The organism is Nereida ignava, from assembly GCF_047114695.1.
Taxonomy (GTDB): domain Bacteria; phylum Pseudomonadota; class Alphaproteobacteria; order Rhodobacterales; family Rhodobacteraceae; genus Nereida; species Nereida ignava.
The window spans coordinates 1,029,350-1,054,816 of record NZ_CP112885.1; the positions used below are offsets into that span (position 1 = coordinate 1,029,350).

General features: G+C 57.7%; 21 protein-coding genes and 1 tRNA gene. 9 read left to right on the forward strand and 13 right to left on the reverse strand.

From position 1 onward, the window contains the following. Positions 1-70: 70 nt before the first annotated feature. The 4 genes from OLX08_RS05120 to OLX08_RS05135 all read right to left on the reverse strand — a co-directional run bounded on the left by OLX08_RS05120 (position 71) and on the right by OLX08_RS05135 (position 6,000). Positions 71-1,957 carry an acyl-CoA synthetase gene (locus tag OLX08_RS05120; RefSeq protein ID WP_391482917.1) on the reverse strand — a complete coding sequence of 629 codons (1,887 nt, stop codon included), beginning with the start codon at positions 1,955-1,957 and terminating at the stop codon, positions 71-73. Positions 1,958-2,076: 119 nt separating this feature from the next. Beyond that, positions 2,077-3,876 carry an ABC transporter transmembrane domain-containing protein gene (locus OLX08_RS05125; protein ID WP_334067148.1) on the reverse strand — a complete coding sequence of 600 codons (1,800 nt, stop codon included), beginning with the start codon at positions 3,874-3,876 and terminating at the stop codon, positions 2,077-2,079. Positions 3,877-3,987: 111 nt separating this feature from the next. Beyond that, positions 3,988-4,061, reverse strand: a tRNA-Gly gene (locus OLX08_RS05130). Positions 4,062-4,422: 361 nt separating this feature from the next. After that, positions 4,423-6,000: a bifunctional metallophosphatase/5'-nucleotidase gene (locus OLX08_RS05135; protein ID WP_048599289.1), complete on the reverse strand. Its 1,578-nt coding sequence runs from the start codon at positions 5,998-6,000 to the stop codon at positions 4,423-4,425. A gap of 143 nt (positions 6,001-6,143) precedes the next feature. Between OLX08_RS05135 and OLX08_RS05140 the strand changes: the two genes are divergently transcribed. Both OLX08_RS05140 and OLX08_RS05145 read left to right on the forward strand, forming a co-directional pair. Next, the gene (locus tag OLX08_RS05140) at positions 6,144-6,482 is read left to right on the forward strand and encodes a DUF952 domain-containing protein (RefSeq protein ID WP_391482919.1); all 339 of its coding nucleotides are present in this window, start codon (positions 6,144-6,146) and stop codon (positions 6,480-6,482) included. Then, positions 6,479-7,543, forward strand: coding sequence for a quinone-dependent dihydroorotate dehydrogenase (locus OLX08_RS05145; protein ID WP_391482920.1), 1,065 nt, complete (start codon positions 6,479-6,481; stop codon positions 7,541-7,543). The genes OLX08_RS05140 and OLX08_RS05145 overlap by 4 nt, the downstream gene beginning before the upstream one ends. On the opposite strand, the gene OLX08_RS05150 is transcribed toward OLX08_RS05145, so the two are convergent. From OLX08_RS05150 to OLX08_RS05160, 3 genes are read right to left on the reverse strand one after another with little or no spacing between them, the layout of a single operon-like run. Further along, positions 7,544-8,902: an MATE family efflux transporter gene (locus OLX08_RS05150; protein ID WP_391482922.1), complete on the reverse strand. Its 1,359-nt coding sequence runs from the start codon at positions 8,900-8,902 to the stop codon at positions 7,544-7,546. Continuing rightward, on the reverse strand, positions 8,899-9,456 hold the full coding sequence (locus OLX08_RS05155; protein WP_391482924.1) for a PaaI family thioesterase: 558 nt from the start codon (positions 9,454-9,456) through the stop codon (positions 8,899-8,901). The genes OLX08_RS05150 and OLX08_RS05155 overlap by 4 nt, the downstream gene beginning before the upstream one ends. After that, entirely contained in the window at positions 9,453-9,893 is a 441-nt protein-coding gene (locus OLX08_RS05160; RefSeq protein WP_391482926.1) for a PaaI family thioesterase, read from the reverse strand. The genes OLX08_RS05155 and OLX08_RS05160 overlap by 4 nt, the downstream gene beginning before the upstream one ends. Before the next feature lie 203 nt (positions 9,894-10,096). Between OLX08_RS05160 and OLX08_RS05165 the strand changes: the two genes are divergently transcribed. From OLX08_RS05165 to OLX08_RS05185, 5 genes are all read left to right on the forward strand, one after another. Continuing rightward, the gene (locus OLX08_RS05165; protein ID WP_391482928.1) at positions 10,097-10,465 is read left to right on the forward strand and encodes a MerR family transcriptional regulator; all 369 of its coding nucleotides are present in this window, start codon (positions 10,097-10,099) and stop codon (positions 10,463-10,465) included. A 267-nt stretch (positions 10,466-10,732) separates the two neighbouring features. Next, on the forward strand, positions 10,733-11,116 hold the full coding sequence (locus OLX08_RS05170) for a MerR family transcriptional regulator (RefSeq protein WP_048599365.1): 384 nt from the start codon (positions 10,733-10,735) through the stop codon (positions 11,114-11,116). A 27-nt stretch (positions 11,117-11,143) separates the two neighbouring features. After that, on the forward strand, positions 11,144-12,922 hold the full coding sequence (locus tag OLX08_RS05175; RefSeq protein ID WP_391482929.1) for an acyl-CoA dehydrogenase C-terminal domain-containing protein: 1,779 nt from the start codon (positions 11,144-11,146) through the stop codon (positions 12,920-12,922). Between the two features lie 299 nt (positions 12,923-13,221). Further along, entirely contained in the window at positions 13,222-14,433 is a 1,212-nt protein-coding gene (locus OLX08_RS05180; RefSeq protein WP_391482931.1) for an acetyl-CoA C-acetyltransferase, read from the forward strand. A gap of 12 nt (positions 14,434-14,445) precedes the next feature. Further along, positions 14,446-16,641 (forward strand): 3-hydroxyacyl-CoA dehydrogenase NAD-binding domain-containing protein, encoded by a 2,196-nt coding sequence (locus OLX08_RS05185; RefSeq protein WP_391482933.1) that lies wholly within the window; start codon positions 14,446-14,448, stop codon positions 16,639-16,641. 324 nt (positions 16,642-16,965) lie between these two features. Here OLX08_RS05185 and OLX08_RS05190 read toward each other — a convergent pair whose 3' ends face one another. Together OLX08_RS05190 and OLX08_RS05195 are read right to left on the reverse strand one after the other, a co-directional pair. Beyond that, positions 16,966-17,598, reverse strand: coding sequence for a Type II secretory pathway, pullulanase PulA (locus tag OLX08_RS05190; protein ID WP_391482935.1), 633 nt, complete (start codon positions 17,596-17,598; stop codon positions 16,966-16,968). Beyond that, complete coding sequence (locus tag OLX08_RS05195) at positions 17,595-18,557, reverse strand: DMT family transporter (protein ID WP_391482936.1); 963 nt, start codon at positions 18,555-18,557, stop codon at positions 17,595-17,597. Before OLX08_RS05195 ends, OLX08_RS05190 begins: the two co-directional genes overlap by 4 nt. 110 nt (positions 18,558-18,667) lie before the next feature. Here OLX08_RS05195 and OLX08_RS05200 point away from each other — a divergent pair, with 110 nt between their 5' ends. Continuing rightward, positions 18,668-20,290: an AMP-binding protein gene (locus tag OLX08_RS05200; protein WP_391482937.1), complete on the forward strand. Its 1,623-nt coding sequence runs from the start codon at positions 18,668-18,670 to the stop codon at positions 20,288-20,290. Positions 20,291-20,360: 70 nt separating this feature from the next. Further along, positions 20,361-21,392, forward strand: coding sequence for a hypothetical protein (locus tag OLX08_RS05205; protein WP_391482939.1), 1,032 nt, complete (start codon positions 20,361-20,363; stop codon positions 21,390-21,392). A gap of 1 nt (position 21,393) precedes the next feature. Here OLX08_RS05205 and OLX08_RS05210 read toward each other — a convergent pair whose 3' ends face one another. The 4 genes from OLX08_RS05210 to OLX08_RS05225 all read right to left on the reverse strand — a co-directional run bounded on the left by OLX08_RS05210 (position 21,394) and on the right by OLX08_RS05225 (position 25,465). After that, complete coding sequence (locus OLX08_RS05210; RefSeq protein WP_391482940.1) at positions 21,394-22,596, reverse strand: SPOR domain-containing protein; 1,203 nt, start codon at positions 22,594-22,596, stop codon at positions 21,394-21,396. Positions 22,597-22,662: 66 nt separating this feature from the next. Beyond that, entirely contained in the window at positions 22,663-23,295 is a 633-nt protein-coding gene (gene upp, locus OLX08_RS05215) for a uracil phosphoribosyltransferase (RefSeq protein ID WP_391482942.1), read from the reverse strand. Continuing rightward, positions 23,292-24,266, reverse strand: coding sequence for an adenosine deaminase (locus OLX08_RS05220; protein WP_391482944.1), 975 nt, complete (start codon positions 24,264-24,266; stop codon positions 23,292-23,294). Before OLX08_RS05220 ends, upp begins: the two co-directional genes overlap by 4 nt. Then, the gene (locus tag OLX08_RS05225) at positions 24,263-25,465 is read right to left on the reverse strand and encodes a phosphopentomutase (RefSeq protein WP_391482945.1); all 1,203 of its coding nucleotides are present in this window, start codon (positions 25,463-25,465) and stop codon (positions 24,263-24,265) included. Before OLX08_RS05225 ends, OLX08_RS05220 begins: the two co-directional genes overlap by 4 nt. Positions 25,466-25,467 lie beyond the last annotated feature (2 nt).

Here is a 25,467-nt window from a genome sequence, read left to right on the forward strand (position 1 = left end):
TCACCGCAATGTATGGCGCGGCGCGCGGGCGCATTGCAAGCCCGATCACGCCGCTATGATGTGAAGCGCTTTAGTTGGCCCACTGCCAAGGCCGTGTGAAGCTGCCCAATACGTCTGTAACTTGCGCGTCGCTTACGCCCTCAACAGGAGTCAGCATGGCCAGCAAACCCTGCTTCTTGTTGTCTTGAACTTCGGCCACGCGCACCGCCAAACCCGCATCAGAAAGCGCCTTGTCGTAAATACGCGTGATCGCAGATTTGCGCAGATCAGGTTTGAAGACTTTGCCAACCGCGGTCTTGGGAAGCTCGTCTAAAACCTCAATATACTTGGGGAAAGCCGCGCGTTCATGGATGTTGGCCTTGGCGTATTCCATCAACTCATCGACGCTGACAGACGCACCTTGAACAAGTTCCACATAGGCACATGGCAACTCGCCAGAGTGCGCATCTGGTTGACCAATCGCACCCACCATCGCAACGGCGTCGTGACCCGCAAGGGCCTCTTCGATCTCAGCAGGATCAATGTTGTGACCACCGCGAATGATCAAATCCTTGGCCCGTCCGGTAATCCAAAGATAGCCGTCTTCATCAATTCGACCCAGATCGCCCGTGCGCAAATATGTGTCAAAATGATAGAGGTTCTGGTTCTTCTCGGCCTCTGTGTAGGTATTGCCCGCATAAACACCGTGGTTATCAACACAAACCTCACCGATCTCATCAACGCCCATCTCTTTGGGACCATCTGCGGTGTCCATCAGGATTTTCACATCCGTGTACGGCAACGGCAATCCGACTGAACCAACCTTCTTAAGACCGCCAACCGGATTACAGCTGACCAGACATGTGGCCTCGGTCAGACCGTAGCCTTCGACGATGTTAACGCCGGTCGCGCCTTCAAACTTCTTGAACAACTCCAAAGGCAGCGGGCTTGAGCCTGAAAACGCCGTTTTGATCGATGAAATATCAGCATCTACCGGACGCTGCATCAGCGCAGAAATTGCCGTCGGAACAGTAATGACAAACGTAATCTGCCAGCGCTCGATCAGCTTCCAGAAGTTATCAAACACCCCGTCACCGCGGTAACCTTGTGGCGTTGGAAACACCACATGCGCGCCGGAACTGATCATCGCCATCATAATCACATGGACCGCAAAGACGTGGAACATCGGCAGCGGACAGATCACATTGTCTTCTTCTGTAAACAGCAGCGTGTCACCGATCCAGCCGTTGTAAATCATCCCCGAATAGCGGTGCTGCGCCACTTTTGGCATGCCCGTGGTACCGCCCGTGTGGAAGTAAGCCGCCACGCGGTCACCTTCGCTATCAGCAAAATCAAGCGTCGTGTTCTGTGCGCCGACCGCGGCATCCCATTGGTGCACTTTGGCGTTGTGGGTGACAGGGTTTTTGGGGCGGATCAGCGGGATGATCATCTTCTTGACGCCGGCCACATACCGCAGCAGATCAACCTCAATCACGTGCTCAACATTCGGCGCAAGTGCTACCGCTTCGGCAGTTTTTTGTGCCACGTCAGTCTTTGGGAAAGCCTTCAGCGTGACAACAACTTTGGCCTTTGTCTCACGCAGAATGGCCCCGATTTGCGTGGCGTCCAAAAGCGGGTTCACAGGGTTCACGATGCCCGCGATCATACCGCCAATGACTGTCGCCGCTGTCTCGTTACAGTTGGGCAGCACAAATGCCACAGCATCTTTTTCACCAACACCAAGACTGCGGAACAAGTTGGCGGCCTGAACGCTGCGCGCGAAAAATTCATCCCAGGTCAGCGTCTCGGCTGCATCTTTCGGACCAGAGAAAATCTGATACGAAATCGCAGGGCGCGACCCGAAACGGTCCTTAACATCCTTCATAAACGCATACATCGTCGCGGGTCTGTCGCGGTCCGCATAGGGCATCGCGTTATTGATCGCAGTGATGTCATCTTTCGATGCGAAAATGGACATAGTGGTCTCCTCCCAAAGACAACGCGCCGCACCAAAGCCCGCGCGTTTTAGTATCGTGTGACCAAACGCAAATCACAGCAAGTGTGACGCCACGAAAAACCACAGCAATTGTCGAAAATTTAAGCCATTTCTGCAGTGAACTGCAATCGCGCAAGCCGCGCATAAAGACCGTCTTGTGCAACCAATTCATCATGGGTGCCGGTGGCTACGATCTTGCCTTGATCAAAAACCACGATCCGGTCCGCTTGCTTGATGGTCGCCAAACGGTGCGCCACAATCAACGTCGTGCGGTCCGCCGACAGGGTTTGCACCGCCTGCTGCACCGCGCGCTCGGACGCCGCATCAAGCGCGGAAGTGGCCTCATCAAGCAACAAAACAGGGGCATCACGCAAAATCGCACGGGCAATCGCAATGCGCTGTTTTTGCCCGCCAGACAGCATCACACCGCGCTCACCCACATAAGTGTCATACCCCTCGGGCAGCGCGCTTAGAAACTCATCGGCCGCGGCTGCTTTAGCGGCTGCAATAACCTCTGCGTCCGTGGCAGCGGGCATGCCAAAGCGAATATTATCCGCCGCAGAGGCTGCAAAAATGACCGGCTCTTGGGGAACCAAGGCGATCGCACGACGAAATGCCGCACGCTCCATATCACGCAGGTCCACACCGTTCAGCATAATGCGCCCCGCTTGGGGGTCATAAAAACGCTGCAGCAGCTGAATGATCGTCGACTTACCCGCACCGGACGGACCAACAAGTGCTACTGTTTCACCGGGCTTCACGCTGAACGAAATACCGTCAAGCGCCGCCGCATTGGGCCGCGCGGGATAGCGGAAAGTGACGTCCTCAAAGCTGACTGTGCCGTGCTTTGCATCGGGCAACGCAACAGGCGATGCGGGGTCCAGCACGGTATCTTCGGCGTGCAACAACTCAACCAATCTCTCGGTCGCGCCCGCCGCGCGTTGCAACTCGGACCAGATCTCGGACAAGGCCGCCACGGCGCCCGCAACCATCACCGCGTAGATCACGAACTGTACCAATTCACCCGCGGTCATCGCACCGGCGCTTACGTCATTTGCCCCGATCCACAGCACGCCAACAATGCCTGTGAAGACAAGGAAGATTACAATCACGGTCATCAACGCGCGGGTCAGCACCCGCTTTTTCGCAGCGACAAAACTCTTTTCCGTCACATCCGCGAATTGCGCGCGTGTGTGCCCTTCGGACGTAAAGGCTTGAACAGTTTGAACGGCCAAAAGTGTCTCGGACGCAGTGCCTGAGGACGCCGCGATCCAGTCTTGGTTCTCGCGGCTAAGCACCCGCAAACGGCGGCCCAACACAATGATCGGCACAATTACTGCGGGCACGATCAACAGCACCAACGACGTAAGCTTGGCCGAGGTCAACAGCATCAACACCATACCACCCAGCAAAATCAACGCGTTACGTGCCGCGATCGATATGGACGAACCGATGACCGACTGGATCAACGTCGTATCCGTCGTGATCCGGCTGAGCACTTCACCGGTCATGATCTTTTCGAAAAATGCAGGCGACAGACCGATAACGCGGTCAAATACGGCCATGCGGATATCTGTCACGACCCGCTCGCCAAGACGGGTGACAAGATAAAACCGCAGCCCCGTGCCCAACGCCAAAAGGCCCGCCACGACCAGTGCAGCCAAGAAATACTGATCAAGGATTTCCGCGTCACCGGTGTTGAAGTTATCCACCACGCGGCGCACCGCCAACGGCAACACCAAACTGATCACCGCCGTCGAGATCAGCGCAAAAACCGCCGCCACCAAAAGCGCCGTGTAAGGCTTAATAAACGGTACCAAACCACGCAGGGCCCCAAAGTCCTTCGACTTGGCGCGTTCTTCGTCAGTTGTGTTGGGCGGGGGAGTTTTGGAACGCGCCATGGGGCCTCAATTATCAGTGCGAGATCGCTATAGCCCTCCCCCCGCACAGGAGCAAGCCAAGCCACAGCCGTAACCTGCGACACGCAGTCCGAAAATCTGAAGGGATAAGATTGGAGCGGGTGACGGGAATCGAACCCGTATCATCAGCTTGGAAGGCTGAGGTCTTACCATTACACAACACCCGCGCTGCTGTCCGAATAAGTCAGTGCGCGACAATCGTCAAGCGGTTGTAGCTGATCTGCTCCTACAGACCCGATACCCCGCTAATCACCACATCTGCATGCGTCCAACTAATCAATTCTGCAACTATTTCGCAATTTGTCCGCCGGATTCATCGTATTTTCACTTAGTCGCAATTAGATACTAAAAGTGGACGGACATCCTACATAGTTCATTAACTAATTAGTGCTGGTCAAGTTCATAAGGGGGGCATACGAACGCCGTGTGTCCCCCCGCTTGATTACGCCAAGAAATCGCCACCAAATTCAAACAAAAACGGCGCGCAGGAAACCCCACGCGCCGTGATTAAACATAAATGCTACAGGCTTATTTTACCGCGATGCGACCATCTGTATATGGCGCATAAGGCCCTGATTTTGCCAGGTATTCCGCAACAACATCCGCAAGGTCCGGCCCAAAGTCGTAGGCGTTTTTGTCATCACCTGCGAACATTTTGTAGCCGTCACCCCCGTTACGGACATAGTTATTCGTTACAACCGAATACGTTGCTGCTGGATCAATCGCTTCAAAGCCCGTTGCGGTCTGCACCATCACGTCTTGGATACGGCCTTCATTTGGTGCCACCGTGGGATCAAATGTGAACTTCAAACCCGCAACCTGTGGAAAGCGGCCTTTTACTTCTTCAATCTGGCTCACACCGTTTTCAAGTGCCGCAATGACACCCGCACCATCAATCTGGAACGTCGACAACGTGTTTTGGAACGGCAGCACAGTGAAGACCTCGCCCATTGTCACTTCGCCTGCGTCGATGCTGGCCCGCAAACCTCCAGAGTTTGCAATAGCGATTGTCACACCTTGGTCTGCAACGCGCTCGAGCATGGCGTCCGCCACCAAGTTGCCCATGGCACATTCCATCACGCGGCACACCGCACGGTCGCCTTCAATCGGGGCTGCGGCACTGGCCACAACTTTCTGACGGATTTCATCAAGCGGTGCGGCCAACTCGGCAATGCGTGCCACAGTGCCGGCGTCTTCACCCACCTCAGACGATGTAATGATCGGCTCGCCCACGGCTTGGGTGATCACGCCCGCATCGTCGAAAGTCACGTTCAATTCGCCTAAAAACTTGCCGTAGGCATAGGCTTGCACGATTGCCGTGTCGCCAACCATCACGGGATAAACGTCGACCGCGCGCTCTTGGGTGTTTGACAGCAACGTGTTTGAGTGCCCGCCCACGATCACATCAACGCCCGTCACGTTTGCAGCAACGCGCTTGTCTACATCAAAACCAGAGTGTGACAGCACAACAATCTTGTTGATGCCTTGCGCGCTTAGACGGTCCACTTCGCCCTGCACGGCAGCAACGGGGTCACTGAAGCTGATGTTCGGGCCTGGTGAGGCCAGCTCGTCTGTGTCTTCTGGGGTCAGACCGATCATGCCGATCTTCTCACCACCGCGTTCAATCACTGTGGATTTCAGCAATTTATCCGCCAAAGCAGGTTCTGCCGAAAAGTCCGCGTTTGACATCAAGACCGGGAAATCCACCGCATCCATGAACCCGCGCAGCACTTCTGGGCCATCGTCAAACTCGTGGTTGCCCACGGTCATCCCGTCATAGCCCATTTTGTTCATCATCTCGGCGGCAACTTTGCCTTTATAATACGTATAAAAGAGCGAGCCCTGAAACTGATCACCGCCATCCACAAGAATAGAGTTGTTGCTGCGTGCACGTGCGTCTTCAACGGCTGTCACCAAACGGGCAGAGCCACCAAAGCACTTGCCTTCGGTGTTATCTTCCGCCGAGCACGGACCGTCATATTTGCTGATCGGCTCAAAGCGCGCGTGAAAGTCGTTTGTGTGCAAAATCGTCAGTGAATAGTCAGCGGCAGCAGCCCCCGCACTCACCGCCAAAGCAGCAACAGAAGTAAGCAGACGATTAATCATGTGGAATCCCCTTTGTCAGATAGCGCAAGCGTGGCGCACCCGGTGAATTGTGTCCAGTAGGCATCGCCTACCATGGGCACTTCATGGCCCAATAACGTAACAGATGCTTGACGGCTGCACATTTCGGCGGCACTTGAAGCCCCATGTTGATCTATAAAATCCTGCGGTCAGATGAATGGGCCGCCCTCCAAGACGCGGGCCAGACCCAAGGCGCGCCGATTGATGTCGCCGATGGCTATGTCCACTTCTCAACCGCAGCACAGGCAGGCGAGACCGCGTCCAAATGGTTTGCAGGTGTCGAAGACCTGTGGCTGCTGGCCTATGACGCTGACAACTTGGGCGACGCGCTAAAGTGGGAGCCCTCACGCGGCGGTGATCTTTTCCCCCACCTTTACCGCGACCTTCGTCTGGACGAGGCAAAATGGGCCGTGCCCCTGCCATGGGACGGCGCGCAACATCGCTTTCCGGCGGATATGACATGAGCATCATCGAAAACATCATGGAAACCGTTGGCATGCGCGTTCTGCGCAGCTTTGATCCTGAAACCGCCCACGGATTGTCGCTGAAAGCACTCAACGCAGGCCTCGCCCCAACGCCCGGCCCTATCACGAACGCACGGCTGGCAACTCAAATTGCGGGCATAAACATCGCCAACCCCATCGGCCTTGCCGCGGGTTTTGACAAAAACGCGCAAGCCATTGGCAAGCTTCAGCAGGCAGGTTTCGGCTTTTTGGAAGTGGGTGCCGCGACGCCCCGCCCCCAGCCGGGCAACCCCAAACCCCGCCTGTTTCGGCTGACCGAAGATGCGGCGGTGATCAACCGTTTTGGCTTTAACAATGACGGCATGGACGCCATCGCAACGCGACTGGCCACGCGCAAAACCACAGCAGATGGCGCGATCCCCGTGGGCCTAAACCTTGGCGCCAACAAAGACAGCACGGACCGCGCAGCAGATTTCGCTACCGTGATGGAGCGGGTCCGCGACGTGGTCGATTTTGCAACCGTGAACGTCTCAAGCCCCAACACCGAAAAGCTGCGTGACCTGCAAGGCAAAGCGGCCCTCGCCGAATTGCTGGCGGGCGTAATGGCGGTGCGCGGCACAACGCCCGTGTTCCTCAAAATCGCGCCGGACCTCAGCGATGCAGACATTGCGGATGTGGCGGACGTGGCAAATGACGCGGGCCTTGATGCAATCATCGCCACCAACACCACCCTGCGCCGCGACGGGCTTAATTCGGCACACGCAAATGAAGCGGGCGGGCTGTCGGGCCAACCCCTCTTCGAGATGTCGACACGTATTTTGGCGCGGCTCTCTGGTCTGACGGATATCCCACTTATTGGTGTGGGCGGCGTGGCGACACCGGCACAGGCCTATGCCAAAATCAAAGCGGGCGCCTCTGCGGTACAGCTCTATTCAGGGTTGGTTTACGGCGGCCTTTCGTTGGTCCGAGACCTTGCAAACGGGGTGGATACGCTTTTGCGCCAAGACGGGTTCGTCAACGTCAAAGACGCTGTTGGCACAGACCGCGACCGCTGGCTTTGATCAGCGCGCCGCGGCCCGTTCAAGGGCCGGGTACCTAAGACCCAACGAAATGCCGCGCGCCACAAAACTCAGCAGTAAACACAGCCACAGGCCGTGATTGCCAAGGGTCGGCAACAACACCACCGCACCGGCAAAATAAATCAGCGCCGAGACCAACATCATGTTGCGCATATCGCGGCTGCGAGTGGCTCCAATGAAAATGCCGTCCAACATCCATGACGCGGTCCCAAGCAGGGGGGCGGCAACCATGTAAGGCAGATACTCTCGCGCCGCCGCGCGCACATCGGGCGCGGTGGTCATCACATCAATCACCGCCCCACCAGCCAGCGCAAAAGCCAGCGCCAACACCGCGCAAATGCCCAACCCCCATCCGCTTGTCAAAATGGCCCCGCGCCGCAACCGCGCAGGATCGCGCGCGCCCATCGCACGGCCTACGATCGCCTCGGCGGCAAAGGCAAAACCGTCCATGGCGTAGGCCGTCACATATAAAAACTGCAACAGGATTTGGTTTGCGGCCAAATCCACATCGCCCATTCCCGATCCGAAAAACAGAAAAGACACGAAAATTGCCTGCAGCAACACCGACCGGATCATAATATCTGTGTTGACGGACATCATATTGACCAAGCGCGCTTTATCAAAAACCCGCGCCACGCTGCGCCAATAGGCCCCCAAAAATACCCCGCGGCACAGCCACAACCCAAAGGCCAGACCGGACCACTCGGCCATAACCGTGGCCCAAGCCACGCCGCTTACGCCCCAGCCAAGTTTCAGCCCCAACAGCACGCTTAACCCCATGTTAGCAAGGTTCACCAACAGCTGAATGGCAAACACGCCCATGGTGTTTTCGCGCCCCACCAACCAACCGGTAATGCCGTAAAGCGCGATGGCCGCAGGCGCGGACCAGACACGGATGCTCATGTATTCGCGGGCCAAGCCCTCAACCTGCGGACTGGCAGGCGAAATCATGAACGCCCCTGCAAAAAGGGCCACTTGGGCGGCAATAATCACCATGCCAGCACCAATCCCAATCAGCATCGCCCGCGAGAGCAGCGCCGCCATCTCGCCTTCGTCGCGTGCACCGGCGGCCTGTGCTGTCAGGCCCGCTGTGCCCATGCGCAAGAACCCGAAAACCCAGTAAATCGCACTCAGAATAATCGCGCCGATCCCCACCGCCCCGATGGGCACAGGATCACCAATTTGCCCCACAACGCCCGTATCAACAGCGCCCAAAATCGGCACCGTGGCGTTGGACAACACAATCGGCAGCGCGATGTGCAGCACACGTTTATGGGTCAAATGACCCGCGGCTGCGTCCTTGGGGCGCTGCGTTTTGGGATCAGGCGCTTGGGTACTCACCCGCGATCACGCGGGGCTGCATCCGCACCATCGTTCAGCTCTGGCATCACGAAATGCCCCGTCCCTTGGGCGAAAAGCTTGCTGCGGTTGTCTTGCCACGCCTCAACATGCACAGAGGCAAACCGCCGCCCCGACCGATTGATCCGCGCCCGTGCATAGGCATCGCGGGGCAAGCCCGAACGTAGGTAATCCACAGTAAAATCAATCGTCTTGGGCAAGCGCGGCAGGCTCTCGGGTGTCATCGTCTCAACGTCCAGCGCACCGCTTTCAACGTCGCTCCAGACCCGCGCCCAGCCCAGCTCAATAATCGCCGCTGTCTCCAGAAAAGCCGCCGTTGCCCCGCCGTGTATCGCAGGCAAAAGCGGATTGCCGATCAACTTGGGATCATAACGCAGAGTCGCCGTCAGCTCATCACCGCGCCGGTCAAATTCAATGCCCAAAAACTGCACATAGGGAATGCCCGACACCAACGCCTGAAGCGCACGGTCACGACGCTGTTTGACCACCTGAACCGGTTCGGGCGCGGGGCGGGTGTTTTTGTCAGACGCGCTCATTTCGCAAACTCCACCGTAAAGGCACCGGTTGCCGTGGCCACGGGCCGCCCCGTGTCTTCATCCATCGCAGTGGCCCGCACGAACGCGACCGATCGCGTGACGTGATAGCATTCCGCCCGCGCAGTAATAGTCTGACCTGGCGTGGCCGCGCGCATATAATCAATGCGCAAATCAATGGTCGCCGTCCCAATCGGCCCCGCGTCATGGCACAGCACCGCAGCCCCGCCGCATGTATCCATCAACGCCGACACGGCGCCCCCGTGGATCACCCCTGTAGCAGGGTCCCCCACCAGTTTTTTGTCATACGGCATGGTGATTTCGGCGACCCCTCCGGACACGCTTTGCACCTGCATACCCAAGGCAGTCGAATGTGGAATCGCCGCGATAAATTGCGCAGCAATCCGCGCTTGGCGATCAGCATTTTCAGGGGTGGTCATCTTAGCGGTTCTCCGTCAGTGCGCATCACAAAGCGCGGTGCAGCGGGCACAAAATTATGCAGCACCGCGCATACGCAACATTCACCTGCCAAACACCTTGTGCAAGTCTATTTCGTGATGCGCCACCGGCGAAGCGGTTGCAAGACGCCCCCGACTTGCCGTAAAGTCAGAACAGATTTTTCAGGAGTATTTGCCCCGTGAACATGACCGAAGACCTCAGCTTCAAAGAGATGTGTACCCGGTTTGATGTCACGCCGCGCACCCTGCGCTATTACGAATACATTGAACTTCTGACCCCGCGCAAAGAAGGCCGCGCACGTTTTTACAGCACCCGTGAATGTGCCCGCATGACGCTTATTTTGCGCGGTCGCCGCTTTGGTTTCCCACTTGAAGATATCCGTCAGTGGCTGTTGATCTATGATCATGAGGGCACCGAGACGCAGATGCGCGCATGGGTTGAGCTGGCTGATGTGCAACTGGCCGAACTGGAAGAACAGCAGCGTCAATTGGTTGAAACCACCGAAGAATTGCGCCGCCTGCGCGATCTCACAGCAAATGAGCTGTCGTCCTAAGCCCACCCGAGCGACCACGACAAAACCCCAATAAACATAGCGATTTTTTGCTGATTTCAGGGCACTTTAGGCCATGGAAATCGGTTGATAATTTACGTTTGATTCACGAGTTGTTTACCTTGCGAAAAGTGACGCGGCGTTACATTTACGTTAACGTCAACTGTTTGCTAGCACTTGGGCATGACACATGTAGACACCCCCCACACCACGTTGGCGCACACCTCTGCGGGCGCCACAACGCCGGATGATCTTTTCGTCACGGACCGCATGATGAGCATCCGTGAAATGTGCGAGGCATTCGACGTCACTGCCCGCACATTGCGCTTTTATGAGGCCAAGGAACTGCTGTTCCCGATCCGCGAAGGCCAGCGCCGCCTTTTCACCAAACGTGACCGCGCGCGGCTGAAGCTGATTTTGCGTGGCAAACGCTTTGGGTTCAGCCTTGAGGACATCCGACAGTTGCTTGATCTGTATGACATGGGCGACCAGCAGCAGACCCAGCTCAAGCGCACCTACCAGATTGCCCAAGACCGCCTGAACGCAATGATCGCCCAGCGCGATGAACTGACCGAGGCGATCGAAGACCTCAAAGAACAACTTGCGTGGGGGGCCGAAATTATCGCCCGCAACGCAAACGACACACCTAACTAAAAAGTACCGATCAGGGAGAGATCCGTTATGCCCCATTACACAGCCCCCACCAAAGACATGGCGTTTGTGCTTCACGAGACACTGCGCATTTCCGAGCTTAGCACACGCGGCTACGCCGACCTTGATGCAGATTTCACCAGCGCCGTTCTGGAAGAAGCAGGCAAGCTGGCGATGGACGTCACAGCCCCACTGAACCCCGTTGGCGATGAGCAAGGCTGCACCCTTGAAAACGGCGTTGTGCGCACCCCTGACGGGTTCAAAGAAGCGTTCGAAACCGTGGCCGAAGGTGGATGGATGGGCCTTGATATGCCCGAGGAGTACGGCGGCCAAGGCATGCCTTACATTGTGCAAACCGCCGTGGGTGAGATGTTCAGCTCTGCAAACATGGCGTTCAACATGTACCAAGGCTTGGCCCACGGGGCGATGTCAGCGATCGTGGCGCACGGCACGGATGCGCAAAAACAAACCTATCTGCCCAACATGATCGCAGGCAAATGGGGCGGCACCATGAACCTGACCGAACCCCATTGCGGTACAGACCTTGGCCTAATGCGCACCAAAGCCGCCCCCCAAGAGGACGGCAGCTACAAAATCAGCGGTCAAAAGATTTGGATCTCAGCCGGTGAGCACGACATGGTCGACAACATCGTGCATCTGGTTCTGGCGAAAATTCCGGGCGAGCCGGATGACATCAAGGGCGTGTCTTTGTTTATTGTGCCAAAGTTTTTGGTCAATGAAAATGGCAGCTTGGGCGCGCGCAATGATCTGTCTTGCGGCGGGTTGGAAAAGAAAATGGGCATCCACGGCAATGCCACCTGCGTGATGAATTATGACGGAGCGACCGGCTATCTGATTGGCGAAAAAAATAAAGGCATGCGCGCAATGTTCACAATGATGAACGAAGCGCGTATCGGCGTCGGCCTGCAAGGCTATGCGCAGGGTGTTGTGGCCTATCAAAACGCTGCGGCTTTTGCCCAAGACCGTCTTCAGGGCCGCGATGTCACAGGTGCCAAAGCGCCTGAAAAGCCCGCAGACCCGATCATTGTGCACCCTGATGTGCGCCGCAACTTGATGGAGCAAAAGGCCTTTGTTGAGGGCGCGCGCGCGTTCACGTTTTGGGGCGCTACGATGATTGACCAAGCCGTGCGCGAAGATGATGCCGAGGCCGAGGCGATGATCTCGCTGTTGACCCCCATCATCAAAGGGTTCCTGACCGACAAAGGGTTTGAAACCGCCGTTAACGCGCAACAAACCCTTGGCGGCAGCGGTTTCACCCGCGAATGGGGCCTTGAGCAGTTTGTACGCGATGCGCGCATCACCATGATCTATGAAGGCACCAACGGCGTGCAGTCCCTTGATCTGGTGGGACGCAAACTTGGGCTGAACGGTGGTAAAACCGTTATGGCGTTCTTCGAGTTGGTGAAGTCTTTCATCAAAGACAACGCCGAACACGAAGCGCTAAACACCCACTTCCTGACACCCCTGAAAGCCGCATCAAAAGACCTGCAGGCGGCGGGGATGTATTTCATGCAAAACGGGATGAAAAACCCCAATAACGCACTGTCAGGAAGCTATGACTTCATGCACTTGTTCGGTCAGGTCTGCATGGGGCTGGTCTGGGCCAAGATGGGCAAAGCTGCCTATGCGGCTCTGGATGCTGGCGCCTCAGACACAAGTTTTTACGAGGCCAAAATCGCCACTGGTAAATATTACATGGCGCGATGCTTGCCGGTCACAGCAACCCATTTGGCACGTATCGAAAGCGGTGCGGACACTGTCATGACCCTTGAAGCCGAACAATTCTGAACCACCCCTTGCCGGAGCAGCAGATGTCAGGATTTGAGTATTTCAACCAAAGCGAAGTGGAAGCCCCAATGCGCGCTGCAGCACACGTTGGGGACTTCGCTTCGGACGGTCATCGGCTCTCCAGCCTGTACCGCGCCGCAAGCTTTAGCACCTCTTGGTTAAGCCCAAATAACAGCCAAGCAGATTATGCTTCGCTTTGGGCCAAATACTCATATCCCGCCGGCATCCCCTGCCCCACCTTCACGATTTGACGCGGCGCAATTTGCCCGCTGACCCCGCCCAACAAGGAGACTACCCTCATGTCTGAAGCCTATATTTATGACGCCGTTCGCACCCCGCGCGGAAAGGGCCGCAAAGACGGCTCACTGCACGAAGTCACATCCGTGCGCCTGTCTGCCCAAATTCTCAATGCACTGAAGTCGCGCAACGATCTAAGCGGTCACGCCGTTGAAGACGTGATCTGGGGCAACGTGACCCAAGTCATGGAACAGGGTGGCTGTCTTGCACGCACGGCCGTGCTGGCCTCAGACCTTGATCAGTCAATCCCCGGTCTTGCGATCAACCGGTTTTGTGCCTCTGGCATGGAAGCGGTGAACCTTGCTGCCAACCAGATCAAAGGCGGGGCTGGTGAGGCATATATCGCAGGCGGCGTTGAGATGATGGGCCGCGTTGCCATGGGTAGTGACGGGGCGGCCATCGCCGTTGATCCATCTGTTGCGATGGACACGTATTTTGTCCCCCAAGGCATCTCTGCCGATATCATCGCCACTAAGTACGGCTTCAGCCGCACCGATGCGGATGAGCTTGCCGTGAAATCACAACAACGCGCCAAAGCCGCGTGGGATGACAACCGTTTCGCCAATTCCATGATCACCGTGCGCGATCAAAACGGTCTCGATATTCTGGCCCATGATGAATACATGCGCCCCCAAACGGATATGCAGTCACTGGGCGGTTTGAACCCCGCGTTTCAGGCCATGGGCGAAGTTATGCCCGGCTTTGATAAAGTCGCGCTGCTCAAGTATCCGCACCTCGAAAAAATCAACCACATCCACCATGCGGGCAACTCGTCAGGCATCGTTGATGGGGCAGCGGGCGTTCTGATCGGCTCAAAGGCATTTGGCGAAAAGCACGGGCTGAAGCCGCGCGCTCGCATCCGTCAGACGGCCAAAATTGGCACCGACCCCACCATCATGCTGACCGGACCTGTGCCCGTTACTGAAAAGATCCTTGCGGATGCGGGGATGTCGATCAAAGACATCGATCTGTTTGAGGTAAACGAAGCATTCGCCTCGGTTGTGCTGCGCTTTATGCAGGCCTTTGATGTGGACGATAGCGTGGTCAACGTGAACGGCGGGTCTATCGCCATGGGGCACCCCCTTGGGGCGACCGGCGCAATCATCATCGGCACTTTGCTTGATGAGATGGAGCGCGCAGACAAAGAAGTTGGCTTGGCCACTTTGTGCATCGCCTCTGGCATGGGTGCCGCAACAATCATCGAACGCGTGTAAGGAGCCATTGATATGTCTGACTTTTCTATGAACATCGACGCAGACGGCGTGGCCACAATCGTGTGGGACACCGTTGGCAAATCCATGAACGTGATGAACCAACAGGGCTTTGACGACCTTGACGCGCTCATTGACCAAGTGCTGGCCGATGATGCTATCAAAGGCGCTGTGCTGACCTCTGGCAAACCCGGCTCGTTTGCAGGCGGTATGGATTTGAACATCATCTCCAAGATGAAAGAGATGGCCGGTGACGCACCTGCGCGCGGTCTGATGGACGGCCTCATGGCCACCCATGCTATTTTGCGCAAGATTGAGCGCGCAGGCATGGACCCCAAAACCAATAAAGGCGGCAAGCCAATCGCAGCGGCCCTGCCCGGCACGGCCCTTGGTATCGGGTTTGAACTACCCCTTGCGTGCCACCGCATTTTTGCAGCCCCCAACCCCAAAGCCAAAATTGGCCTACCTGAAATCATGGTTGGCATCTTCCCCGGCATGGGCGGCACAACGCGGCTTGTGCGCAAGATGGGCGCCATGGGTGCCTCGCCATTTCTGCTGGAAGGCAAGCTAAGCGACCCTGCGCGCGCCAAAGCGGCTGGCCTCATCGACGAGATCGCGGATGATCCCGTTGCAGCCGCCAAAGAATGGGTCCTCTCCGAGCCAAAGATCGTCAAACCATGGGACGAAAAGGGTTACAAAATGCCCGGCGGCGCGCCCTACCATCCTGCGGGTTTCATGACCTATGTGGGGGCCTCGGCGATGGTCAACGGCAAAACCCAAGGCGCATTTCCTGCGGCCAAGGCGCTTTTGTCGGCGGTCTATGAAGGCGCGTTGGTGCCTTTTGATACAGCCATCAAAATTGAGGCGCGCTGGTTCACCAATGTGCTGATGAACCCATCGTCTTCTGCCATGATCCGTTCGCTTTTCATCAACAAAGAAGCGCTTGAAAAAGGTGCTGTGCGTCCGGCGGAAGTCAGTGACCAATCCGTGCGCAAAGTCGGCGTTCTGGGCGCGGGCATGATGGGCGCGGGCATCGCACTTGTCTCCGCCCTTGCGGGCATCGAGGTTGTCTTACTGGACCAAAGCCAAGAGGCCGCGGACAAAGGCAAAGACTACACCGCCACCTACATGGACAAAGGCATCGCGCGCAAAAAAGCCACGCCCGAAAAGAAAGAGGCCGTGCTGGCGCAGATCACCGCAACCACAGATTACAACGCCCTTGCGGGCTGTGATCTGATAGTTGAGGCGGTCTTTGAGGACGTGGCGATCAAAGCAGACGTCACCAAGAAAGTCGAAGCCGTCGTGGACGCAGAGTGCATCTTTGCCACCAACACCTCGACCTTGCCGATTTCTGAGTTGGCCAAAGCCAGTGCACGCCCAGAGCAATTCATCGGCATCCACTTTTTCTCACCTGTCGACAAAATGTTGTTGGTGGAAATCATCAAAGGCGCGCAAACCGGTGATCGCGCCACGGCCAAAGCTCTCGACTTTGTGCGCCAGATCAAAAAGACCCCGATCGTGGTTAATGATGCGCGCTTTTTCTACGCCAACCGCTGTATCATTCCCTACATCAACGAAGGCATCCGCATGGTCGCCGAGGGTGTGCAGCCCGCCCTGATCGAAAATGCGGCCAAACAACTGGGCATGCCCCTTGGCCCGCTTCAATTGGTCGATGAAACATCTGTCGATCTGGGTGTGAAAATCGCCAAAGCCACCAAAGCCGCAATGGGCGATGCCTACCCTGACGGCGCCGTGGACGAGGTACTGTTCTGGATGGCCGATGAGGGCCGCTTGGGCCGCAAAGCCAACGCGGGCTTTTACGCCTATGACGACAAAGGCAAGCGCGGGTTGCTGTGGGACGGTCTTGCCGCCAAATACCCCACACGCGATGCGCAACCTGACATCATCGAGGTCCAGCACCGCCTGATGTTTGCCCAAACCCTTGAGGCCGTACGCGCCCTTGAGGACGGTGTTCTGATGGACATCCGCGAAGGTGACGTTGGCGCGATCCTTGGCTGGGGCTTTGCGCCGTGGTCTGGCGGGCCGCTGTCGTGGCTTGATATCATTGGCGCGCCCTACGCGGCAGAACGCTGTGATGCGCTTAGCGAAAAGTTCGGGGCACGCTTTGCGACCCCTGCGCTTTTGCGTGAGATGGCCGACAAGGGACAAAGCTTTTATGGCCGCTTTGCCCCTGCTGCCCCTGCCGCCTAGCAGGCTGTTGGCACTGTAACTTATCAGCGGGGGCGTGCACCGCACGGTGGTCTAAGACACCGTTAACGCCCCCGCACTAAACTGCGCTCAGGACGTCCTGAATTGTTCCGGTTTGACACACCGCATATCGACCCTGATACCGCGCGGGCCTTACACCCCCAACCGGATCATACCAACGGCAGCGCTGCCTCTTTTACGGCCTCGTTTTACCGCAAAAACCCTACAAACATGCCCGAGGCCCCCTCTGGCGATATACGGACCGAGGTGCCCTGCACTGCTGTCCCCCTCGCGGCCTTTCATTGGGCCAGCGGGGTTATTTGTGCATCAAAAAACGTAGCCAAACCGCGCAATGTCTTGGGCACAAACATCGGCAATCACATCGCGGGTCGTGTCGCTGAAATAGCCGCGGTAATCTGCATCGCGCTGTGATGCATTGGCGCGCCCAACCTCAAGCCTAAACCCTAGATGCGCCTCAAACGGGGCAAGATCATCGGTCAGATGCTCAAGGCGGATGAACGCATCGCACTGCTCCACACCGGTTTCATCCGTGACGTAATGAGCATAGGGATGCGCGCGCAGACTGTCTTGCATCCATGGCGTCAAAACAAACGCCTCAAAGGTTTCATCTTTGGCAAGGCTCACGGCGCGGTGGGCAAAGTCTTGGGCGCGCAGCCAGTGATAATAACTCACCACGCGGTCCCACGGATTGCGCACCAAGCTTACCGCAAATGGCGCGCCGTCAAACAACCCGGCCAAATCCGCGCGGGTCGCATGTTTCCAAAGCCGACCCGCCGTCTGAAGGCTCTTTTGCCGCTTTGCCCGCGCTTTGCCTTTTGGGGTATCGCCCACAATAATGTCATCCGCCATCGCCCGCGCCTCAAGCGCCAGCATCAGGGCAGTGCCCCCCGTTTTGGGCGCATGGGTCAGCAGATAGTTGCGGCCCTTGCTGTAGATCATGGGGCAAGCTGCTCGGGTAGCTTAGACTGCTCAGGTCGCTCAAGCCGCTCAAGCCGCTCAAGCCTCCCTGCGCGTTGCACCCGCCACGCCACAACCACACCAGAGCCGATGATGACCACCATCCCCAGCACCCCAAGCGGGCTGACGACCGTGCCAAACAGGATATAGGCCGTGACCGAGGCAAAGATCAGCAGCGTGTATTCAAAGACCGAAACAATCGGCGCGTCCCCGGTCAGGTAGGCCTTCATCAGGCACGCGATCGCCCCAACCGACACCACCGCCTGCACCAGAATGATCCACCATGACAGCGCCGTGGGCCAGACCCACGCGCGGCCCAGGAACCCCTCGCCCGGGTTGGCCTGCAGGTACAGCGACACCAATGCAGCGATCAACAAAACCCACGCCATGTAACTCCATGTCAGCACCCACGGGGTTTCGCCTTCGCACCATTTGCGCGTGGCCACATTACCCGTGGCGTAAAACACACCCGCCAAAATGGGCACCAGGTTGGGCCAGCCAAGCCCGCCCACATCGGGCTTCAGCACCATCAGCGCCCCGCACAGCCCCACAAAGGCCGTCACCAACCGCACAGGCCCGATGGGCGTGCGTGACCAAATAGCCTCGATGAACACCACCAAAACGGGCGCTGTGAACAGCCCCGCCGCCGCAGCCGAAATCGGGAAAAAGCCAAGGCAGCCGAAATACAAAATCATCGCAATCGCCAAAAACAGCGAACGCCCCAGCACGGCCCAAACCCGCTTTGGACGTAAGTTCAGCCCGAAAACCAAACCCAAAAGCGCCACTGTTGCCACTGCAACAATGCTGCGCAGGGTGTGGAATTGCCAAAGGCTGATGTCGTCCACAATATAGGGCACAAGGTTATCGACGATGCCCAAAATGACCATCGCCGTCATCATCCAGCCGATCGCGGCGGTGTTATTGGAAGGTGTACTGCTCATTTTCCCATCATTGACCGCTTGCCTCTTGCCGCGCAAGCGCCATAGTCGACAATATACGCGGTGCCGACGACAAGGCGTGCGTTGGAAGGTGAACTGCTTGGGAGGGCGCAATGGGCTGGATGAAAGATGAGACGGGTTTAGACAAAACACCCGCCAATTACGTGCCCCTAACGCCGCTGTCCCATTTGCGCCGCGCGGCTGATGTGTTCGCCCAAACCACCGCGGTAATTTATGGTGACCATAAAGTCACCTATGCGCAGTACCACGCCCGCTGCTCGCAATTGGCCAGCGCGCTAAAAAGCATCGGTGTGCAAAGCGGTGACGTGGTAGCGACGCTGCTACCAAACACTCCCGCCCAATGCGAAGCGGCCTTTGGCGTGCCCGCGTGTGGTGCGGTTTTGAACACCATCAACACCCGCCTTGATCCAGATACCGTGGCCTACATCTTTGATCACGGCGAGGCCAAGGCCGCTTTGGTCGACACCCAGTTCATGCCACTGGCGTTGCAAGCGATCGAACGGATGGACGGCCCCGCGCCCATCTTGATTGAAGTGCCTGACGCCGTTGCGGGCATCACAGCCACCGGCGCGCACCAAACATACGAAGATTTGCTGGCCACCGGCGATGCAGCGTTTGCGTGGATGATGCCCGAAGATGAATGGGAAAGCCTTGCGCTGAATTACACCTCGGGCACCACAGGGCGGCCCAAGGGCGTGGTCTATCATCACCGCGGCGCGTATCTGATGACCATGGGCACACCGGCCGCGTGGCAAATGCCGCTGCGCCCGCAGTACCTAACGATTGTGCCGATGTTTCACTGTAACGGGTGGAACCACGCGTGGATGATTCCAATGCTGGGCGGTACGATCCACTGCTGTCGCGATGTGACACCTCACGCTATTTATGACGCCATTGCCGCCGGTGTGACCCATTTTGGCGGGGCACCGATTGTGTTGAACATGATCGTCAACGCACCAGATGAAGCGCGGCGCAGTTTTGATCACACAGTCAAAGTCTTCACCGCAGGCGCGCCGCCCGCCCCCGCCACGTTGGCGGCCATCACCAAACTGGGCTTTGATGTGCAACAAGTCTACGGGCTGACCGAAACATATGGCCACGTCACCGAATGTCTTTGGGACCCCGCATGGGACGCGCTGCCCCAAGACGAGGCGGCCAGCATCGCTGCGCGCCAAGGGGTTGCTTTCCCCATGATGGAGCCCGTCGCCGTATGGGACGACAGCGGCAACGACATCCCGCGCGACGGCACCACAACCGGCCAGATCATGTTGCGCGGCAACTGCGTGATGAAGGGCTATCTGAAAAATCCGGACGCCACCGCCGAGGCCTTTGCGGGCGGGTATTTCCACAGCGGCGACATTGCCTTGCACCACCCCGACGGGTTCATACAAATCGCTGACCGTGCCAAGGACATCATCATTTCGGGCGGCGAAAACATCAGCTCTGTTGAGGTCGAAAGCGCGTTGATGAACCACGCGGCCGTCAACCTATGCGCCGTGGTCGCCAAGCCCGATGACAAATGGGGCGAGGTCCCCTGTGCCTTTGTTGAATTGAAAGACGGCGCAACCCCAACCGAGGCCGAGATCATCGCCTTTTGCCGCGCGCGCCTTGCGGGGTTCAAAACGCCCAAACGTGTGATTTTCCAAGAGCTGCCAAAAACCTCGACGGGCAAAATCCAGAAGTTTGAATTGCGCACAGTGGCGAAATCCCTCTGAGTGCAATTGCGGCGGTGCGGCGTCTGACCTATATGTTGTTCAGAGCAAGTTGACGGAGATAAAGCGTCAGATGACCGCCCTTTCACAGTACGCATTGCTCGAAAGCACGGGCCTTTGGCGCGCGGATGCAGATGCGCAGCGCCGCGAGGTGATCGTGTCTTTTGGCAACGCCACCCTTGTGATTACCGATAATGCCGAACGGGTTTTGTCCCATTGGTCATTGGCCGCCGTGCGCAAAGTGTCCGACAAAGATGGCGTGGTCACCTACAGCCCCGATGCAGACGGCACCGAACTTGTTGAGATTGACGACAAAACCATGGTCGAGGCCATCGACAAAGTGCGCAAAGCCATTGACCGGACCCGTCCGCACCGTGGGCGGCTGCGCGCCGCCGTGTTGGCGGGCAGCTTGGCATTGGTGGGCTGGATCGGCTTTTTCTGGATGCCCCCCGCCATGGTGGATCACACGCTTGGGGTTTTGCCCCAAGTCAAACGCGCCGAAATTGGCCGCGAGCTGAGCCGTGAGATTACCCGCCTTGCAGGCCCTGCGTGCACCCGCCGCGAAGGCACCCGCGCACTACAAATGGTGACGGACCGCGTTCGGGGCACGTCGGATAATGCGGATTTCGTAGCGCCTGCTGGGCTGCCGCAAATTCACCGCTCTGGCTTGCCGGATAGTCTGTGGTTACCCGGCGGCAAACTGCTGCTGAGTGCGACGCTGGTTGAGGATCATGATGACCCAGAAGTGCTGGCTGGATTTATGCTGGCGGCAGGTCTGCGCCAAGCGGGCCAAGACCCCGTACGCCCGCTGCTTGAGTTTGCGGGACTGCGCCACACATTCACATTGCTGACCACTGCGCAGCTGCCCCAAGACGTGCTACGCGGCTATGCCCAAGCGTTGGTTCAGACGCCGTTGGAAGATGTTGAGATGGGTGCGTTGGCGGATCAAATGCGGTTACGCGGCCTTGAGACGACCACCCTTGCGGCTGCAATTGACCCCAGCGGAGAGCGGACAAAACCACTGCTTGATGCGGCACAACTAAGCGATCCACCGTTGCTGAGTGACCGCGACTGGCTGGCCCTGCAGGGGATCTGCGATCAGTAAATTACTTGCGTAGAAACGCGTCGCGAAAGCCCGCAGATCGCGCGCCTTGAAGGGCTGCGCGTAGGGCGGATTGATCCTGAAAAGGTCCGGTCAGAACGACCTGATATGTTTTGCCGCCCCGCGTGGCACGCCCGATTTTTGCAGGCAGCCCTGCCGCAGCAAGACGCTGTGCAGCGCGGGTGGCATTGCCCTTCACCTCGTAGGTGCCCACCTGAACGAAGCGGTGCGATGCAGGCGTGCTTTTGGTCCCAAACGACAAACGTAACGGATCATTACCCGCGCGGGTGACCTGAGGAGCTTTTTTTAGCAGCTTGCGGGGGACTTTTTGCGTCCAGATGCGGTTGCTGGCAGCGCGCCCCTCGCGGGTCTCAAGGCCACGGCGCGGGTTCAGACGGTCATCGTCCCAAACGGGGCGGTAACCTTTTGGCGGGTCAAACGTGACGCGGGCGCTGGCGGGCACTTTTGACAGCCGCACCACACCGCGCGAGGGGTCCGGCGCTGTGCGCGGCGCAACATCAAGGCTGCTTTGCGGACCCAGCGTGGTGGTGCCGTCTTGGCCGAAAAAATTACCCTGCTGCGGGCCACATCGGACAGGATTATCGGGCGTGCCCGCGTTGATGTATTTCGAGCTAAGCGCCGAGGCCCCACGACAAGCAGGTTGGCTGCGGGTTGGCTGCGTAGTTGGCGCGGTTTGGATTTTGGGTGCGGCAGCGCTTGGCAACGTCGCGGTGGTGCGCAGAGGCGCGTTGGTGACCCCCTGACGGTCACGGCGCGGTGTCTGCGGTGTCAATGTGGCACTAGCGGTTTGACCAGTAACAGGCGTTGCCACTTTTGTTGTAGGCTGTACTGGCGTTTTGGCTTTTGCAACCGCTTTGGGTTTTGGCGCGGGCTTGCGCGCAGGCTGCGGCGCAGATTTAGTAGGGGCCGCTTGGGCGGGTGCGGCGGCTGTTGCACCCTTTAGAGAGGGTTGAAAGCCGCACACAATCTGACGGTTGCGAGATACACGCGGCACCCATGTGGTGTTGCCCGAAATGCCCGCACGGATGAAAACACATCCTTTACTATCAACGTATTGGTTGCCTTTGAACGAAGAGGGCGGGAACTCTGCTGGGACTGTATTGCCCGCCAGAGACTGGGCGGAGACAGACGTGGTAAACAGCAAGGCAAGGGTCGCCGTGAAGGCCGCGAACTTAGAAACAGACATATGTCACTCCACTAAATATAGCGAAACTGTGCGCCAAAAACCCTATTTAGTAAAGTGATAATGCTGTTACTTGGTGCCGAACATCCGGTCACCCGCGTCCCCCAAACCGGGCACAATGTAGCCCTGATCGTTGAGTTTTTCATCCACAGAAGCGGTCACGATGTGCACGTCTGGATGCGCTTGCCGCATGCGGGCAATGCCCTCAGGTGCGGCCAGCAGGCACATGAAACGGATGTTCGTAGCGCCCGCTTCTTTCAGACGGTCAATCGCTGCGACAGATGAATTGCCTGTGGCCAGCATCGGGTCCACTGCAATCACCAGCCGTTCCTCAAGCACGTCAGGCACTTTGAAATAATATTCAACGGGTTCAAGGGTTTGCTCATCACGGTAGAGCCCAACAAAACCAACCCGTGCAGAGGGAACAAGTTCAAGAACACCGTCCAGAAGGCCGTTTCCCGCCCGCAAAATCGAGATCAGTGCCAGCTTTTTACCGCGTAACATGGGCGCATCCATTGGTCCCATGGGTGTTTCGATTGCTTGATTTTCCAAAGGCAATTCACGGGTGATTTCATAGGCCAAAAACTGACTTATTTCGCGCAGCAACTGACGAAATTGCCCCGTCGAGGTTTCTTTGTCGCGCATGATAGACAGTTTGTGCTGAACCAAAGGGTGATCCACAAGGGTGACGTGTTCGTTCATGATTGAAGCCTTTTTGCAATGATGGCGCGGGTTTCGGCAGAACAGAATGCCGCCTCAAGGGCGTTTTGCTCAACTTCGCGGAAAATCTCATCGTCCCAACCAAAGTGGTGGGCAAGACGGTCGTATTCATTCGTCATGGTGGTGTGAAAGAACGGCGGATCGTCTGTGCTAACGGTCACTTTGACACCTCGGGCGCGCAGCTTTTCTATGGGATGTGACGCCCAGTTCGGCACGACCCCAAGCGCCACGTTTGACCCGGGACAGACCTCAAGGGTGATGTCATTCTCAATCAGCCGGTCGCAAAGCGCCAGATCAGTGATGGCTTGCACCCCGTGACCGATACGCGAAATGCCCGGCAGCTGATCAAGGGTATCGCGGACCATCGCCGCACCGCCCCACTCGCCCGCGTGCGCCGTCAGGCCAAGCCCCGCTTCGCGCGCGCAGTCAAAAGCCCAAGCAAAATCGCGCGGTGCGCCAACGGTTTCGGCCCCTGCAATGCCAAACCCTGTGATGAAGTCACCCGCAGTTTCAGCCGCACAAATGGCCGTTTCGCGGGATTTTTCGGCACCGAAATGGCGGATGGCCGTGACGCAGCCGCGCAGGGTGATGTGCGGCTCCATCGCGGCGGCGGCTTCTTGGATTGCGGCAAGGTATTCGCGCCACGCGCCCACATCACGTCCCCCGCAAAAATCTGGCGACAGGAACGTTTCGGCGTAAACAACCCCATGTTCGGCGCAATCTTGCAGCACCGCTGTGGTGAGGCGCGCGTAATCTTCAGGCATTTTGAGCGCTTGGGTCGCCGCCTCATAGACATCCAGAAAGCCCGCAAAATCCGCATAGTCGTAATTGCCACGTTCATCAAAAATGCCAGAGATATCGAGCTTTTTCTCAGCGGCGAGGCCCTTGATGAACGCAGGCGACGCGGCACCTTCCAAGTGCAAATGCAGCTCAAGCTTGGGGCGGTTCTTCATTTGGCGGGTGTCCCTTTTCCGTATTGTTTCAGGCCAAGATGGGCTGCGAGCGTAGCGCCTACATCGGCAAAGTTGATGGCGCCAAGCTCACCGGATTTCGCTAGCGCGGGCCCCACGACAGGCACCCGTTCGCGGGTGTGATCGGTGCCGCGCCACGTGGGATCATTGCCGTGATCGGCGGTGATCAACAGCAGGTCATCAGACGCAAGACGTGCCAAAAGACGCGGCAATTGCGCGTCAAACCATTCAAGATGGCGCGCATATCCAGCCACATCGCGGCGGTGGCCATATTCGCTGTCAAACTCGACGAAGTTGGCAAAAATGAATGCGCCGTCTTGGGCTGTGCCCGCCAGATCAATTAGGTCTTCCATCAGTTTTGCATCAGGCCCTTTGGTGCAATCTGTGATGCCGCGCATGCTGAAAATATCGCCGATTTTTCCCACGGCGTGAACCGCGCGGCCTTCGGCGGCGGCGAAATCCATCAATACATCTTCGGGGGGCAGTAGAGCAAAATCACGGCGGTGGGGCGTGCGTGTAAATGCCCCCGCAGCCCCCACAAAAGGCCGTGCAATAACGCGGCCAATACCCATTTCATGCAGTATAGGTGCGAGTTCGGCACACAAATCATAAAGCCGCTGAAGGCCGAAAATTTCCTCGTGGGCGGCGATTTGGAAAACGCTATCAACGGAGGTGTAGCAGATGGGCCAGCCGGTCCTAAGGTGCTCTGGGCCGAAGTCATCCAGCACGCCTGTGCCGCTGGCGTGACAGTTGGCAAGAGAGCCTTCGGTGCCTGCGATGCGCGCGACGGCCTCCAAAATTTCAGGCGGAAAAGCCACCGGAGTTTGGGGGAAATAATGCCACTCAAACGGGACCGGCAGGCCCGCCAACTCCCAATGTCCTGAGGGGGTATCTTTGCCGATGCTATGTTCGGTCGCACTTCCCCAAAGGCCCGCAATCGGGCCCGAGGTCGCGTCAAGAAGGCGGCTGTGACCGCTGGCTTGGGCAACAGCCGCACCAAGGCCAAAGGACAGTAAATTGGGAATGTTGAGCGGACCGGACCGCCCCACGTCTGCTTGCCCGTTTGCACAGGCATCGGCAATGTGGCCAAGGGTATTTGCCCCTTCGTCGCCAAAAGCCGCCGCATCAGGCGCGCCGCCACAGCCAACGGAATCCATTACAACCAAAAACGCGCGACCCATGG